Origin of the sequence: Streptomyces sp. NPDC048018 (genome assembly GCF_043202995.1) — a bacterium.
GTDB lineage: Bacteria > Actinomycetota > Actinomycetes > Streptomycetales > Streptomycetaceae > Streptomyces.
On the sequence record NZ_JBIDBK010000003.1, the window covers coordinates 908019 to 924227 of the forward strand.

At 75.6% G+C, this 16209-nt stretch carries 9 protein-coding genes and 2 pseudogenes; 8 read left to right on the forward strand and 3 right to left on the reverse strand.

Translation table 11 applies throughout. The annotated features are described in order from the left end of the window. The first annotated feature begins 83 nt into the window (after positions 1–83). Positions 84–1241, forward strand: coding sequence for an ROK family transcriptional regulator (locus tag ACGF1Z_RS15295; RefSeq protein WP_393003921.1), 1158 nt, complete (start codon positions 84–86; stop codon positions 1239–1241). 85 nt (positions 1242–1326) lie between these two features. Here ACGF1Z_RS15295 and ACGF1Z_RS15300 read toward each other — a convergent pair whose 3' ends face one another. Both ACGF1Z_RS15300 and ACGF1Z_RS15305 read right to left on the reverse strand, forming a co-directional pair. Beyond that, positions 1327–2067: a GntR family transcriptional regulator gene (locus ACGF1Z_RS15300; RefSeq protein WP_393003923.1), complete on the reverse strand. Its 741-nt coding sequence runs from the start codon at positions 2065–2067 to the stop codon at positions 1327–1329. Between the two features lie 237 nt (positions 2068–2304). After that, positions 2305–2475, reverse strand: a pseudogene (locus ACGF1Z_RS15305) (RNA polymerase subunit sigma-24); the annotation flags it as partial. A 150-nt stretch (positions 2476–2625) separates the two neighbouring features. On the opposite strand from ACGF1Z_RS15305, the gene ACGF1Z_RS15310 reads away from it, so the two are divergent. Then, entirely contained in the window at positions 2626–3459 is an 834-nt protein-coding gene (locus ACGF1Z_RS15310; protein WP_393003925.1) for an alpha/beta fold hydrolase, read from the forward strand. 51 nt (positions 3460–3510) lie between these two features. Here ACGF1Z_RS15310 and ACGF1Z_RS15315 read toward each other — a convergent pair. Next, a pseudogene (locus ACGF1Z_RS15315) lies at positions 3511–4347 on the reverse strand (DMT family transporter); the annotation flags it as partial. Positions 4348–4801: 454 nt separating this feature from the next. Between ACGF1Z_RS15315 and ACGF1Z_RS15320 the strand changes: the two are divergent. The 6 genes from ACGF1Z_RS15320 to ACGF1Z_RS15345 all read left to right on the forward strand — a co-directional run bounded on the left by ACGF1Z_RS15320 (position 4802) and on the right by ACGF1Z_RS15345 (position 16090). Continuing rightward, positions 4802–6202, forward strand: a complete 1401-nt coding sequence (locus ACGF1Z_RS15320; RefSeq protein ID WP_393003927.1) for a PLP-dependent aminotransferase family protein — start codon at positions 4802–4804, stop codon at positions 6200–6202. Between the two features lie 192 nt (positions 6203–6394). Next, positions 6395–7990 (forward strand): alkaline phosphatase D family protein, encoded by a 1596-nt coding sequence (locus ACGF1Z_RS15325; RefSeq protein WP_393003929.1) that lies wholly within the window; start codon positions 6395–6397, stop codon positions 7988–7990. Positions 7991–8071: 81 nt separating this feature from the next. Beyond that, on the forward strand, positions 8072–9463 hold the full coding sequence (locus ACGF1Z_RS15330; RefSeq protein ID WP_393003931.1) for an SWIM zinc finger family protein: 1392 nt from the start codon (positions 8072–8074) through the stop codon (positions 9461–9463). A gap of 11 nt (positions 9464–9474) precedes the next feature. Then, positions 9475–12186, forward strand: coding sequence for a DUF6493 family protein (locus ACGF1Z_RS15335; protein WP_393003933.1), 2712 nt, complete (start codon positions 9475–9477; stop codon positions 12184–12186). Positions 12187–12271: 85 nt separating this feature from the next. After that, positions 12272–13705, forward strand: a complete 1434-nt coding sequence (locus tag ACGF1Z_RS15340; RefSeq protein WP_393004197.1) for a GNAT family N-acetyltransferase — start codon at positions 12272–12274, stop codon at positions 13703–13705. A 657-nt stretch (positions 13706–14362) separates the two neighbouring features. Next, positions 14363–16090 (forward strand): DUF885 domain-containing protein, encoded by a 1728-nt coding sequence (locus ACGF1Z_RS15345; protein WP_393003935.1) that lies wholly within the window; start codon positions 14363–14365, stop codon positions 16088–16090. The last annotated feature ends 119 nt before the right edge of the window (positions 16091–16209 follow it).

Genomic DNA, 16209 nt, shown 5'->3' on the forward strand with positions numbered 1-16209 from the left:
CGGCGCCCCGGGCGGCGCTCGCCGCCCACCCGTCCATTGAGTAACATCCGGCCAAAGAGGCGCACGAGCTGGGAGGACACAGGGTGGGGCGGCTGACCGGCGGGGACCCGTCGCTGTTGCGGCGGATCAACTCCGCGGTGGTACTCCATGCGCTGCGGAGCTCCGGCGCGCTCACGCTCACGGACCTGACCCGGATCACGGGCCTGTCCCGGCCGACGGTCGAGGGCGTGACCGAGGGTCTGATCGAGGGCGGTCTGGTCATGGAGGCCGCGCCCGAGGAGGGCGAGGCCCGCAGGCAGGGCCGGCCGGCCCGGCGGTTCCGCTTCCGGGCGGAGGCGGGACATCTGCTCGGTGTCGAGATCGGTCCGCACCGGGTCGCCGCGCTGATCTCGGGCCTGGACGGGCGGATCATCGGCGCCGGTTCGCGCGAGGTGTCGGAGACGGCCCCCGAGGACGAGCGGCTCGACCGCGTGCGCACCGTGGTGGCCGACGTGCTGCGCAGGACCGGGGTGCCCCGGTCGAATCTGCGGGCGGTCGGCGTCGGTACGCCGGGGATCGTGGAGACGGACGGTACGGTCCGCCTCGGCACGGCACTGCCGGGCTGGACGGGGCTGGCGCTCGGCGAGCGGCTCCGGCGCTCGTTCCGCTGCCCGGTGATCGTGGAGAACGACGCCAACGCGGCGGCGGTCGCCGAGCACTGGAAGGGCGCGGCGACCGACTCCGACGACATCGTGTTCGTCCTCGCGGGCCTCAGCCCGGGCGCCGGTTCGCTCATCGGCGGGCGGCTGCACCGGGGTTACGGCGGTGCGGCCGGCGAGATCGGCGCCCTGCACCTGCTGGGCCGGGGTGTCACGCCGGAGCATCTGCTGTCGACGACCGACGAGCCCCTGCACCCCCTGGACGAGCAGGCGGTCGCGGCGGTGTTCGCGCTGGCCCGGGAGGGCGATGCGCGGGCCCAGGCGGCGGTGGAGCGGTTCATCCAGCGCCTGGTGCACGACGTGGCGGCGCTGGTGCTCGCCATCGACCCGGAGTTGGTGGTGATCGGCGGCTGGGCGGCGGGACTCGACGGGGTGCTGCAGCCGCTGCGCGACGAGCTGGCCCGGTTCTGTCTGCGGCCGCCGCGGGTGGTGCTCTCGCTGCTGGGCGAGGCCGCGGTGGGCACGGGCGCCCTGCGGCTCGCGCTCGACCACGTGGAGGAGCAGCTGTTCGCGGTGGACGGTGCGGCGACGGCCCGCCGCTGAGCTTCCGTCGTGCCCGGTCCGGGGAAACGAGGACGGCCCCGGGCGGTGCGCCCGGGGCCGTCGTCGTACGCGGAGGCCGCTCCGGTCAGGAGGCGATGGCCAGGTCGCCGGAGTCGCCGAACGTGAGGCGGCAGGTGTCGGCGCGGTAGGTGGCCACGGACACGGCGGCGGTACGGCCCTCGGAGAGGTAGCGGGTGGTGACGACGAGGACGGGCGCGCCGGGCAGGCGGTCGAGCTCCTTGGCGTCGTCGGCGCGGGCGGAGCCCAGCTCGACGGAGCGGTCCTGGCCGTCGAGGGCGAGCCGCTGGAGTTCCCGCAGGACGTCGCGGGCGCGGTCCGTCCCGGCGGGGGCGTCGGTCCCGGTGAGGCCGGGCACGGAGCCGGCGGGCACGTAGAGGAGTTCGGCCGCGACGGGCTGGCCCTCGGTGACGCGGAGCCGGCGCACGATGTGGACGTGCTCGCCGGGCTCGACGTCGAGGAGCCGGGTGACGGCGGCGGGGGCCTTGTCGGCGGCCGGGTCGACGGACTGCCAGGTGTCCTCGCCGACGCCGGGCCAGATGTGCTGGGTGGTGGAGACGTCGACGCCGACGCGCGGCGGGGCGACGGTGGTGCCGACACCGCGGCGGCGCTGCAGGCGGCCCTCGAGCTCCAGTTGCTCCAGTGCCTGCCGGAGGGTCGCGCGCGCGACGCCGAAACGGGCGGCCAGTTCGCGCTCGTTGGGCAGGATCTCCCCGACCGCGAAGTCCGAGTCGAGGGCTTCGCCGAGCACGGTCTTGAGGTGCCAGTACTTCGGCTCCGGTGCTGCTTCGAGCTGCGTGGTCCCCACCCTGATCCTCCGCACATTCGCCGTGTCCCGCGGCGTTTTCCGCGCCCTTGTTTATTAAAGGTTCCTGCACTAACTCTGCGACCATAGAGCTCGGCACACCCTTGGTCAAGACCAATCCTCCGTCGAACGCCCCTGAATGTGACCCTCTGACCTAGATCGTTCACAGGACGTTCGCGTCGTTGTGAGGCGCGCGCAGCACGGGGCCCCGCCGCGGAACCGTGGGGTCCGGGGCGGGGCGCGGTCGAGGGAGAGCCGGGTGGTGATCCGTACCAGGGAGGCGCGGGGTTCGCGCACGTCGCCGCGGTCGTCGGCGGTCCGGCGCAGCCGGGCGTCCCGCACCACGTCCTCGGCGTCGGTCGCGCCTCCGGGCATGCGGCAGGCGACGCCGGTGAGGGGCGCGCGGTGTTCTCCGCAGACGCGTCCCGGTCGGCACCCGCTCGTCCCGGCCGACCCCGCGGGCCTCTGTCCCTACGGCGGGAGGTCTTGAACTTGACTCTACTCACCGGTAATTGTTGCTGACAGGGTGTCTCGTAAGTGTCCGTCCGACAGGGAGCAGCCATGCCCGCACAGATCTCGTTCGCCGTGGAGTCCCCCGACGGACCGCGCACGGTCACCATGACCTACGAGCGGCGGGGCAGCGGAGCGCCGCTGTTGCTGCTCCACGGGATCGGGCACCTCTGGCAGGCCTGGGAGCCGGTGATCGACGTGCTGGCGACCGAACGGGACGTCATCGCCGTGGACCTGCCGGGCTTCGGCGCCTCCCCCGCGCTGCCCCAACCGCTGGCGTACGACCTGAGCACGGTGGTGCCGGTGCTCGACGCCTTCTGCGCGGCCCTGGGGGTCGAACGGCCGCACGTGGCGGGCAATTCGCTCGGCGGTCTCCTCGCCCTCCAGCTCGGCCGCGAGAGGCTGGTGCGCTCCGTGACGGCCCTCTCTCCCGCCGGCTTCTGGTCCGAAGGGGAGCGGCGGTACGCGTTCACGACCCTGCGCGCGATGCGGGGCGCGGCGCTCACGATGCCCGTCCCCCTCATCGAGCGGCTCTCCCGCAGCGCGGCCGGCCGCACGGTGCTCACCAGCAGCATCTACGCACGGCCCGGACGCCTGTCACCCGAGGCGGCGGTCGCCGAGACCCTGTCCCTGCGGGCCGCCACCGGCTTCCACCAGACCCTCGCGGCCGGCCGCACGGTGACCTTCGCCGACGACGTCCCCGACGTCCCGGTGACCATCGCCTGGGGCAGCCGGGACCGGCTGCTCCTGCGACGGCAGGGCGTCCGCGCCAAGCACGCGATCCCCGGCGCCCGGCTGGTCCGGCTGCCCGGTTGTGGCCACGTCCCCATGAACGACGACCCCGCGCTGGTGGCCCGGGTCGTCCTGGACGGCAGCGCCGGCTGACGCGCCGGCGGCCCGGCCGCCCCCGAACAGGCCCGTGCCCAGGGCCGCCCCCGCCCCCACCAGGAGGCCACCGGCGGCCTGCGCCGGCCCGAAGGAGCCGTGCGCGACCGCGGCGGCGGTCAGCGCGGCGGCCACCGGGACGGCGCCGGTGAACAGCGTGGCCCGTTCCATGCCCAGGCGCCGCACGCCCCTGTAGAAGAGCACGAATCCGACGCCGGTCGCGAGTGCTGCCTGCCACACCAGCGCGCCGGTCTCCGCCGCCGTCGGTACGCGCAGGGCTCGCGTCCCGTCGACGAGCAGCCCGATCACCGCCGACTCGACGGCCGCGAGGCCGCACACCGCCGCGGTCAGCAGCTTCGGCCCGAGCGGCCGCAGCACCGGCACCGCGAGCACGGTGAAGCCGACCTCGCCGGCGAGCGCGGCCAGCGACCAGCCGAGGCCGGCGGCGTCGGTGCGGCCCCAGCCCTGGACCGTGACGGCGCCGGCGGCGACCAGCACCGCCCCGTACAGCACGGCCCGGGTGGGCCGTCGGCCGTCGGCCAGCGGCGCGAGGACGGCGACCACGACGGGGGCGCAGCCGACCAGGACCCCGGGGACGGCGGGTTCGGCGGTGCGTTCGGCGGCGAGGACGGCGAGGTTGAAGCCGACCATGCCGACGGCGGCGAGCAGGGCGAGCCGGAGCCAGTGGCGCGTGGTCAGGGCGCGGAGCGGGGCCGCGCCACCGCGGCCGATCAGGGGCAGCAGGAGCAGACAGGCGGCGCCGTAGCGCACGGCCTGGCCGCCCGCGTACGGATAGGCTCCGAGCAGGCTGTTGGCGGTGAAGGAGGCGCCGACGAGGGCGTAGGCGACGGTGACGAGGAGCGCGCCGCGCAAGGTGTTCGCGTTCATGCTCACGACGCTAGGAACCGGGCGGGCCCGGTTCGGGGTCCACTCGCCTCCCGCCGTCGGGGACCACTTCGCGGCGGCTCCGGGGGAGGCACCGCTTCCCACACCCGTTCCGCTGTGCGACGGCACGGTGCTCGACCGGCCCCCGGCCCTGCCGGCCTCGGGGGCGCCCGAGTGCGGCGGCACACCGACGAGGCCGCCGGACCCCCGCGGGAACGGCCGGACCCGCCGCGGTCTCCTTCCTCGCCGGAAGGCAGGCCCGCAGATGTACGGCCGGGAAGGGCCCCGTTATCGCTCCGGGCCGGTGGGAACGGCTCCGAGGCGTCGCCCCCTTGGCCGCCGCGGCGTGAGCGCGGGCCCCGCTGCGCCATGAGCGGGGCAGTCCCCCGGGTAGGCTCCGCGCCGGGCGCTTCGGCCGAGGGGGACGAGCGGCCACGGGGACGAGGGGGCGGGACGCATGCGCGGGCATCCGGCTTGGGAGCTGCTGCTTCCCGCGGCGGCGGCACCGGCGCGGCAGCGCGGCCGGTCACTGCAGGAGGCACTGCGCGAGGCGGTGCGCACCGGCCGGCTGGCACCTGGCACGCGGCTGCCGTCGAGCCGGGCGCTCGCCGCCGACCTCGGCGTCTCCCGGGGCCTGGTGACCGAGGCGTACGAACAGCTGACCGCCGAGGGGTACCTGCGCAGCGACCGCGGGGCGGGCACCTGGGTCGGCGGGGCGGCGCGGGCCGCCGCGCCGGGCGTACGGGACCTGGCACCACGCCCGCTCGGCACGCGCGTCGACTTCCGCCCGGGGACACCCGACCTGTCGCTGTTCCCGAGGCCCGCGTGGGGCGCCGCCCAGCGCGCCGTGCTGGCCGAAATGGAGCACCGGCAGCTGGGGTATCCCGATCCGCGCGGCCTGCCGGGGCTGCGCAGCGCGGTCGCGGCCCTGCTGGCGCGCCGGCGCGGGGTGGTGGCCGATCCCGAACGACTCGTGGTGTGTTCGGGGGTGGCCCAGGCGGCGACGCTGCTCGGCTTCGCGCTGCGGGCGCGCGGCCTGCGAACGGTGGGCGTGGAGGATCCCGGCAGTCCGGAGCACGCCAGGCTGTTCGCCGCGACCGGCCTGGACACGGTGGGGCTCCCCGTCGACGCGGAGGGCCTCGTACCGGGGCCGTTGGCGGCGGCCGGGGTGCGGGCCGTGGTGGTGACGCCGTCCCACCAGTTCCCCTCCGGGATCGCGTACACGGCGGAGCGCCGGGCGGAACTCCTCGACTGGGCCCGCTCCGTGGACGGCTTCCTGCTGGAGGACGACTACGACGGGGACTTCCGCTACGACCGGGCGCCCGTGGGCGCGCTCCAGGGGCTCGATCCGGAGCGGGTCGCGTACGCGGGCTCGGTGAGCAAGTCGCTCGCGCCGGGGCTCCGGCTCGGCTGGATGCTGGTGCCGGAGGCACTGCTCGACGAGGTCGTGGAGCGCAAGCGGACCATGGACCTCGGCAATCCGGCCCTCGACCAGGCGGTGCTCGCCCGCTTCGTGACCGACGGCGGCTACGACCGTCAGCTGCGCCGCTGCCAACGCGCCTACCGCGAACGGCGGGACGCCCTGGTCGCTGCCCTGGAGCGGCACTTCCCCGGCACGGAGGTCACCGGGATCGCCGCCGGACTGCACGTCATCGCGCGCGTGTCGGCCGCGTACGGCCCCACCCCCCGCTTCCTGGAGCGGGCGGCCACGGTGGGCGTGAGCCTGCGCCCCGCGGAGGACTACGGCACGGCACGGTTCGACGACGGCGCGGTCCGCCTGGTGATCGGCTACGCCCACCTCACGCCCGCGGAGATCGCCCTGGGGGTGGGCCTGGTGGCCGGAGCGTACGGCGGCTGAGCGGCCGTCCGGGGGCCTGCGGGCCCGGCCGTCCCCGGGGGCGTGAGCTCCGGGCGCCCCGGCGGCGACGCGCCCGGGGACGGCGCAACGCGGGTGCGGGGAGACCGTGTTGTTCACACGGGGTTCGGTTCCCGGCCGTCCCCGGGCGTTAGGCATGGGGCGGCCCTGTTCCCGTTTCCCGGAGGCGCTCCGATGTCTCAGCCCACGCCCGGCCTGTCGCCCGCCCGCCGTACGGTCCTGCGGGGATCGCTCGCCGCCCCGGCCGCCGCCCTCTCGGCCGCCGGCGGCGCGTTCGCGAGCCCGGCGTTCGCGCTCTCGGGGCGCCCGACGGCCGCGTGGGGCGTGCAGACCGGCGACGTCACCGCGCACTCGGGTCTCGTGTGGGTCCGCTCGGACCGGCCGGCCCGGATGATCGTGGAGACCTCGGCCGGCGAGTCGTTCCGCCGGGTGCGCCGCCACCACGGGCCGCTCCTCGGCCCCGGTACGGACTTCACGGGCACCGCGGCCCTGCGCGACCTGCCCGCGGGCGAGCAGATCCACTACCGGGTCACGCTCGCCGACCCGGACGACCCGCGCCGCACCGGAGAGCCGGTCGTCGGCACCTTCCGGACGGCCCCCGCACGGCGCCGGGACGGCGTGCGCTTCCTGTGGTCGGGCGACATCGCGGGGCAGGGCTGGGGCATCAACCCCGACATCGGCGGCTTCCGCGCCTACGAGGAGATGCGCGGGCTCGACCCCGACTTCTTCCTGTGCAGCGGTGACACCATCTACGCCGACGGGGTCATCCAGCCCAGCGTCACCCTGCCCGACGGGCGGGTGTGGCGGAACGTCACCACCCCCGAGAAGTCCAAGGTCGCCGAGACCCTGGACGAGTACCGCGGCAACTTCCGCTACAACCTGCTCGACCAGCACGTGCGCGCCTTCAACGCCCAGGTGCCGTCGATCGTGCAGTGGGACGACCACGAGGTCCGCAACAACTGGTACCCCGGGCAGATCCTCGACGACGTCCGCTACACCGAGAAGAACATCGACGTCCTCGCGGCCCGTGCCTCCCGCGCCTTCGCCGAGTACTTCCCGGTCTCCACGCTGCACGCGCGCGCGGGCGGGACGCGGTCCGAGGGCCGGATGCACCGGGTGGTGCGCTACGGGCCGCTGCTCGACGTCTTCGTGCTGGACATGCGTTCCTACCGCGACGCCAACTCGCCGGGCCGGCAGGCCGACGACACCGTCGGCATCCTGGGCACGGAGCAGTCGGAGTGGCTGAAGCGCGAGCTGAGCCGGTCGCGCGCGGTGTGGAAGGTCCTCGCGGCGGACATGCCGCTGGGGCTCGTCGTCCCCGACGGCGCCACCGACTTCGAGGCGGTCGCCCAGGGCGACCCGGGCGCCCCGCTCGGCCGTGAGCTGCAGATCGCCGAACTGCTGCGCTTCATCAAGCACCGGCGCATCACGGGCACCCTGTGGCTCACGGCCGACGTGCACCACACCTCGGCGCAGCACTACGCCCCGGAGCGCGCCGCCTTCCAGGACTTCGCGCCCTTCTGGGAGTTCGTGTCCGGTCCGCTGGCCGCGGGCGGCTTCCCCGCCAGTCGGCTGGACGCCACCTTCGGACCCGAGCGGGTCTTCGTCCGGGCGCCCGAGCGGGCCAACCTGTCGCCGATGGAGAGCCCGCAGTACTTCGGCGAGGTGGACATCGACGGCGACAGCGGGGAGCTGACGGTCCGACTGCGCGCCGAGGGCGGCACGGTGCTGTTCTCCCAGGTGCTCGTGCCGGGGCGGGTCGGGCAGTAGTCCGGGCGCCGGGGCGGGTGGCCGGACCGGGCGTAGGCCGGTCCCGACGGATTGTCAGTGCCGGGACCTACGGTCGTTTCCATGACGCGATCCGTACAGGCGCTGGCCTACGCACGCCCGTCCGCCCTCGAGCCCTCGGGCTCCGGGCGGCTGCTCGGTCTGGAGACGTCGGGTGGGCTCACGCCGCGGGGCGCCGAGGCCCGCCCCCGGTTCTTCTCCGGATTCCTCACGTCGCCGCAGGCGGCCGCGCGCGGCCTGCTCGCCGTGGCCGACGTGGCGGCCGCGCGCTACCACCAGCGGATCCGGCCGGGTTCGCTGGACCCGGTGGTGACCGGCAACGGCGACCGCCTGCGCTTCGAGTCCTTCTCCGGCTGCGGCGGCGTGTACGCGCGGCTGGACGTGCTGAGCGCGGGACTGGACGGGGCCGGGACGGGACACGGCACGACGAATGTGGACGTCAACAACCCCCTGCGGGAGGCGCTGTCGCGGCTCATGGGGGACGACCCGCTGCATCTGCGGGTCGGCCCGGAGGAACTGGCGGTGACCACGCTCGACGGCCCGGTCGTGGAGAAGAAGGTGCCGCTGCCGGACCGCTGGCTGCGCGGCTTCGCCGAGGCGCAGGTCTCCTCGGCGGGCTTCGACCTGCGCGCGGAGCTGTCGGGGGCGGAGGCGGTGCGCTTCCTGCGCTCGCTGCCGCGTTCCCCGGCCCGGGGCCGCGGTCCCCTGTGGGTGGTCCCGTCGGGCCGGACCCTGCGGCCGACCACCCGGCCGGTCGCGGGGGCGGTCTGCCTGGCGGGACCCGACCGGCTGATCGCGCTCGAACGCGTGCTGCGGCACGCGACGGCGCTGCGGGTGTACGGGCCGGTGCCGGACGGCGGGCCCGCGCCGAGCGCCTGGGAGGTGCGGCTGCCGGGCATGCGGCTGACGCTGACCCTCTCCCCCGACCCGGCGCGCGGCTTCTCCGGCGAGGGCGGTGTCCTGGAGGCGCTCGCCACCGAGGAGGCGGCGCAGGACGCGGAGCTGATCTCGGTGCTGCTGGCCTGGGAGCCGCGGATCGACCCGGCCGACCTGGCCGGGCAGTCCGGACTGCCCGTCGAGCGGGTGCGGGCGGCGCTGACCCGGCTCGGCACGGCGGGGCGCGTGGGGTACGACGTGGCGGACGCGGCCTACTTCCATCGCGAGCTCCCCTACGACGCGGACCGCGCCGAGCGGCACAACCCGCGTCTGCTCTCCGCCCGGGCGCTGCTCGCGGAGGGCGCGGTGACGCTCGACGGCGCGCTGGCCTCGGTGGGCTCGGGCGAACGGCGCTATCAGGTGCGGGAGTCGGAGAGCGGGCGGCTGAGCTGCACCTGCGCGTGGTGGGCGGAGTACCGGGGTCGGCGCGGGCCGTGCAAGCACGCGCTCGCGGTGCGGATGGCACGGCGCGAGGCGCCGGCGGGTGCGCCGGCCGGTGCGGCGGGGGCCGCGCGATGACGGGGGCGACGATGACGGGGGCCACGGTGACGGAGACGGCGACGGCATCCGGCGGGACGGCGGCCGGGGTGGAGGAGCTGCTTCGGGCGGTCCGCTCGGGCGCCCACCTGTCGGTGCAGCAGATCCTGACGCGGCTGGACGCGAGCGGGCGCAGGGCGGCGCTGCCGCTGCTCAAGGAGCTGCGCAAGGACGTGCGCGGCTGGGGCTGGGACCGGTGGAACGAGCAGCGGAAGGTGCAGCGCGCCCTGCGCCTGGCGGGGGCCGGGTGTCACACGGGCGCCGCCGCGGCGGCCGCCTGGATCGGCTCGCGCGATCTGGCGGACTGGGGAGAGAGGACCACCGACAGGGTCCTCGCGGTGCTCGCCGACCGTGAGCCGGCCTGGCTCGCGGACGTGGCGCGGCGGCTCGCCGAACGGCCGGCCGTCGCCGAGGACGAGTACCGGCTGGTGCACACCCTGGTGCTCCGTTCGGGCTGTGCGACGCCCACCGGCGAGGCCTATCTGCGCGGCTGGACGCGGGAGATGGCGAGCGGGCGGCTCCTGGAGCGGCTGCGCTCCGATCCGCAGACGCCGGTGCTCGTGCCGTACGTCATCGCCCTGACCGAGACGCCGGACCGGCTGACCTGGTCGGCGGGCCCGGGAGACGACGGGCACTGGCCGACGGCGCTGAAGACGCTCGCCGACGAGGGGGTCCTCGACCGGGCCGCGCTCGTCGACGGCTGTGCGGCAAGGCTGCTGCGCGGTGGGCGCCCGCGCGACCTGCGCTTCCCGCTGGCGCTGCTGCAGTTGCTGGGGACGACGGGCGAGGAGCGGCGCGCGCGGATACCCGACTGGCTGGGCATGGTGGCGGACGCACCGTCGCCGGTGGCCGCGCACGCGCAGGAGGTCCTCGCGGAGCTGGCGCTGGCCGGGGGGCTCACGGCGGGGCAGGTGGCGGAGATGACCGGCGCGGCGCTGTTCCGCACGGAGAAGAAGCTGGTGCGGGCACAGTTGACGCTGGTCGGCAAGGTGCTGCGGCGGGAGCCGGAGGCGGCCGGAGAGCTGCTGCCGGTGGTCACGGACGCGTTCGGGCACGAGGACACCGCTGTCCAGGAGCGGGCCCTCGCTCTGGTCGGGCGTCATCTGGCGCGGGTGGACGAGCGGGTCCGGGAGGAACTGGCCGGCGCGGCGGAGCTGCTGAGCCCGGTGCACCGGGCGGCCGCCGTCGAGCTGTTCGGCGGGGCCGCGGCCGTCGACACCGGCCCGTACGAGGAGGTCCTGCCCCCCGTTCCGGAGCCGCGCCCGTCGGCACCGGCGGCGGAGACGGTGGCGGAACTGATGGCGGACCTGGTCCCGTTCGCGCGGCACCCCTACGAGTCCGTCGAGGACTTCGAGCGGGTCCTGGACGGTGTCGTCCGGCACGCGTACCGGAACCGGGAGGCCCTGGTCGCGGCGGTGCGGGACACGTTCGCGGGGGCATACTGGCTGGAAGGCCGGGACCACGTGTCGCAGAGCTCGGAAGGCGTCCTCACCGTGCTCGCCGCTCTCGTCGGCGCGGTGCGGCCGGCCCGGCTCGACATCGCCCGCAGGCGCCTGCTCGGCACGCCGGGTTGTGCCCACGAGGCGCTGACCCGGGCGGTCGACGCCCGCTCGTGGGAGGCCGCGTGGGTGGTGGCGACGGCGGCCCCGGTCCCGTTCCTCCTGGCCACACCGACCCGGCACACCGGGTCCGTCGATCCGCTGGTGCTGGTGGAGAGGCTGCGGGAGTACCGGGACGCCGGGGTGGAGCCGTTGCCGGTGGATCTCGCGCAGGCGCTGTTGCGGGTGCGCAAGGCCGGACCTTCCACGGCGGAGGCCGCCGAGCGGGCGGCGGGGCTGGGCACCCGGGCGGGCACCCGTCTCGCGGAACTGCTGACGGCGAGCGAGCAGCTGTCGCCGGTGCTGCGGCTCCTGCCCAGGGGCAGGGACAGCCGGTCGGGGTCGTGGCGGCTCGCGGACCGGCTGGTGCTCGCGGTCCGGGAGCACCGGTCGATCAGGAAGGAGTTCCCGCCCGCATTCCACTGGCTGGGCGCGGAGCCGGCGGAGATCACCCGCGGGTGCAGCGGCTACCACTGGTCGGGGATGCGTCCGCTGTGGCCGGGGGTGCTGCCGGACGACCGGGAGGCCCTCGCCGCCTGGCTGCTGCCCTCGGTGGCGGGCGGGGCCGAGTCGGAGGAGCGGGGGGCGGCCTGGGCGCTCACGGCGCTCGCGGAGGGCGACGGCCCGGTCGGCCCGGCGGTGCACATGGCGCTGGCCCTGGGGCTCGGCTGCCGGCACGCGGAGGACCGGCTGACGGCGGTGGACGCGCTGCTCGTCCTGGCCTCCCGGGGCGAGCTGGATCCGTCGCTCCTCGCCGCGCGGCTCGCCGAGCTGATCGCGGACGGGACGGTGAAGCCGAACCGGCTCGCGGACGCCGCCCGTACGGCGGCCGCGACGGGGGCGTACGCGACGGTGCACGCGGTGCTCGCCGGGCTGCTGCCTGGGCTGCTCACGGCGCCGAAGCCGGTGCGCGGCGTCGGGGAGCTGGTCGCCGTGGCCGCGGAGTGCGTCGAGCGGTGCGGGGCCTCGGGCGAGCCCGCGGGTCTCGCGGAGACGGCGGCGCGGCCGGGCTCCTCGCAGCTGGTGACCCAGGCCCGGCGGCTGCTCGCCGCACTCGGACGGAGTGGCGATCGGACTCCATCAGAAGCAGTCCAAATCAGTCACTAGGCCCCCAGATCGGCGCTTAACCCGTCAGTCACAAAGCGTTCGTGATCACGCAACACCGCTGGGTCACAGTGAGGTCATGACCGACATGACGCCCACGAAGAACGCCCGCCGCTCCCACCACTGGCGGCACGACCTGATCGAGCTCGCGGCGCTGTTCACCGCCGTGGTGGTGGCCGACACGATCGCCAAGACCATCGCCAAGGGGCCGGACGGCCCCTACCTGCTGGTGTTCTCGGCGATCGCGCTGGTCGCCACGGCCGCCTTCCACACCTGGTGGGCCCGGCGGCACAGTCATGCGCCGCCCGTGGACGATCCCGGCGGCAGCGGGGGGACCCCGCTGCCGCCCGCCGTCCGTGCCGGCGCCGACCCCGTGGGGGCCCCCGCCGGCACGGCCCTGTGGCGGATGCGGACCACGGTCCGCGACACCCCCGGCAGTCTCGCCGCGCTCTGCACGGTGCTCGCCCGGCACGGCGTCGACATCCTGACCCTGCAGACCCATCCGCTCGCCGAGGGCACGGTCGACGAGTTCCTGCTCCGCGCGCCCGCCACCCTTCAGACGAGCGAGCTGTCCCGGGCCGTCGCGGCCGCCGGCGGCAGCGACACCTGGACCGAACGGGCCGACGCGCACGACCTCGTGGACACCCCGACCCGGGTGCTCGGGCTCGCCACCCGCACCGCGCTCGACGCGGCCGAACTGCCGCTCGCCCTGCGCCAGCTGCTCGGCCGGTGCACCATCCACTCCGTGCCGCCGGTCTCGCTGGCCGGCCGGCCCACCGGCGAACCCGCCCCCGTGGAAGGGGTCCTGGAGGAGACGGTGATGCGGCTGCGCGACCCGAACGGCGGCACGATCGTCGTCGAACGGCCCTATCTGCCCTTCACCCCGACCGAGTTCGCCCGGGCCCGGGCCCTCGTCGAGCTCGACGCCCGGCTCGGCCCGCGCATCCCCCGCAGCCGTGACGTGCTCACCCTGCCCGAGGGCAACGAGATCACCGTCCGCCGCGCCGACCAGCGCGACCTGCCCGCCGCGCGCACCATGCACGACCGCTGCTCCGGCCGCACCCTCGGCCTGCGCTACCACGGCCCGGTCGGCGACGCCGACCGTTACCTCGACCACCTCCTGAACCCGCGCTTCGGCCGCACCCTCGCCGTGCAGACCGCCTCCGGCCGGGTGGTGGCCCTCGGTCACCTGCTGTGGGACGGCGAGGAGACCGAGGTCGCCCTGCTCGTCGAGGACGACTGGCAGCGCCGCGGCATCGGATCCGAACTCCTCGGCCGGCTCGTGGCCCTGGCGGAGGAGGCCGGCTGCGACAGCGTCTACGCCGTCACCCAGTCCTCCAACACCGGCATGGTGGCCGCCATGCGTGCGCTGAACCTCCCGCTCGACTACCAGATCGAGGAGGGCACGCTGGTCATCACCGCCCGCCTGAGCGGCCGCCGGGACACGGTCTCGGAGGCGGCCCCGGACGCGACCACGCAGACTCCGGCGGACACACCGGCAGCGCGCCGGGCCGGGCACTGACGCTGTCCGGACGGTGGTCGGGCCGCGGTCCGGACGGCGGTGCCGCCGACCGGGATGCCGCCCGGGCGGCACCGCGAACGGTTACCGGACGGTAGCGGGAAATCGCCCTGCGGAGTCCGGCCATTGGCCGGTTTCCTCAAAGCGAGCCCGGCCCCTCCCGCGGCCGCCGAGGGCCGGACAGCACACCCGGACGACCTGCCCACAGCCCGCCCGGGAGGTCGGTGCGGCCACCTCCGCCGGCCTCGCCGGGGACGCCGCACCGGCGCCCCGCCGGGCGGCGGCACCGTCCGGATCCGGCCAAAGTCCACGGGGCTTCCGCCGTCCCGCCGCTCGCCCTGGAGGGTCCGCCCCGGCGGGAACCGGCCGGGGCGGCCCGTCAGGCTCGGGCGGGGTATGCCGGAGTCCCGGGCGGACTTCCCTCCCACCGGTAACGAGGCCCACCGGGCGGATCCGGCCGTCGCGGGCCCGGCCGACCTGCGGCGACGCGCCGGGGAGGGTCCCGCCCCGCCGCGTGGAACGCCGCGGGCCGACACCGGGCCGGTCTTCCGGAACGGGGCGCGCCGGGCACTCCGCACGCCGGTCCCGGGCGCTCACTTGTCAGCCGACCGAGCTCGGTTGAGGTGACGCGGGGACCCCGAACGGGCGAGGATGAGTGTCATGTCAGAGACTTCCAGCGCCGCACTGCCCCGCCAGGTCGCCGACGACTACGTCGACGCACTCATCGAACTCGACCCGATCGCCGGTACCTTCCTGGGAGTCCACGAGAGCGCGGGACGCCTGCCCGACTTCTCCCCGGCCGGCCAGGAGGCCGTCGCCGACCTGGCCAGGCGCACCCTCTCCCGGCTCGACGAGGCTGAGCGGCAGTCCGGCGCCGAGGACGAGGCGGAGCGGCGCTGCGCGCGGCTGCTCCGGGAGCGCCTTTCCGCCCAACTCCTCGTGCACGAGGCGGGTGAGGGTCTGTGCACGGTGAGCAACCTGCGCTCGCCCGCGCACAGCGTGCGGATCTCCTTCACGATGCTGCCGACGGCGACCGCCGCCCACTGGAGGGACGTCGCCGCCCGGCTGCGCGCGGTCCCGGCGGCCCTGGAGGGCTACCGGGCCTCGCTCACGCTCGGCCTCGAACGCGGCTTGCGGGGCGGCCCCCGCGCCACGGCCACCTTCGTCGGGCAGCTCACCGAGTGGGCGGGCGCGGGCGGCGCGGGCGAGGACGGGCAGACCCGGGGCTGGTTCGAGGGATTCACCGACGGCGCCGGGAAGGCGGAGGACACGGTGCCGGAGGAGCTGCGCGCCGAACTCGCGGCGGCGGGCGCGGAGGCGGACCGGGCCGTGGTGACGCTGCGGGACTGGATGCGCGACGTGTACGCCCCGGCGGTGGCCGACGCGCCCGACACGGTGGGCCGCGAGCGCTACCGCCGTTGGTCGCGGTTCTTCAACGGCACCGACCTCGACCTCGACCAGGCCTACGCGTACGGCTGGTCCGAGTACCACCGGCTGCTGGGCGAGATGCGGCGCGAGGCCGACCGCATCCTGCCGGGTGCCGAGCCGTGGGAGGCACTGGCCCACCTCGACGAGCACGGCACCCACATCGAGGGCGTGGACGAGGTCCAGGCCTGGCTGCAGCAGCTGATGGACGAGGCCGTCAAGGCGCTCGACGGCACCCACTTCGAACTCGCCGACCGGGTACGCCGGGTGGAGTCCCGGATCGCGCCGCCGGGCGGCGCCGCCGCCCCGTACTACACGGGCCCGTCGGAGGACTTCGCCCGGCCCGGCCGCACCTGGCTGCCGGTGGACGGCCAGACCCGGTTCCCCGTGTACGACCTGGTGTCGACCTGGTACCACGAGGGGGTGCCCGGTCATCACCTGCAGATCGCGCAGTGGGTGCACGTCGCGGACCGGCTCTCCCGCTACCAGGCCACCGTCGGCAAGGTAAGCGCCAACACCGAGGGCTGGGCGCTGTACGCGGAGCGGCTGATGGACGAGCTGGGCTTCCTGCCCGACGCGGAGCGGCGGCTCGGCTACCTGGACGGCCAGATGATGCGAGCCTGCCGGGTGATCGTGGACATCGGCATGCACCTGGAGCTGGAGATCCCGGCGGAGTCGCCGTTCCACCCCGGCGAGCGGTGGACGCCCGACCTCGCACAGGAGTTCTTCCAGCGGCACAGCAGCCGCCCGCCGGCCTTCGTCGAGAGCGAGATGACCCGCTACCTCTCCGTCCCGGCCCAGGCCATCGGCTACAAACTGGGCGAGCGGGCCTGGCTGCTGGGCCGCGCCAACGCGCGGGCGGCCCACGGGGACGCGTTCGACGCGAAGGCCTGGCACATGGCGGCCCTGTCGCAGGGACCGCTCGGCCTGGACGACCTGGTGGACGAGATCTCACGCCTCTGAGAGGTGCCGAGGGAGGGATTCGGCAGGACCGATCCCCCTTCACGCCTTTCCGACCGATCCGGATGGTGGGCGAACCCCGGGAGGCACTTGCACTCCCGGGGTTTTCCCTGCATGGTCAC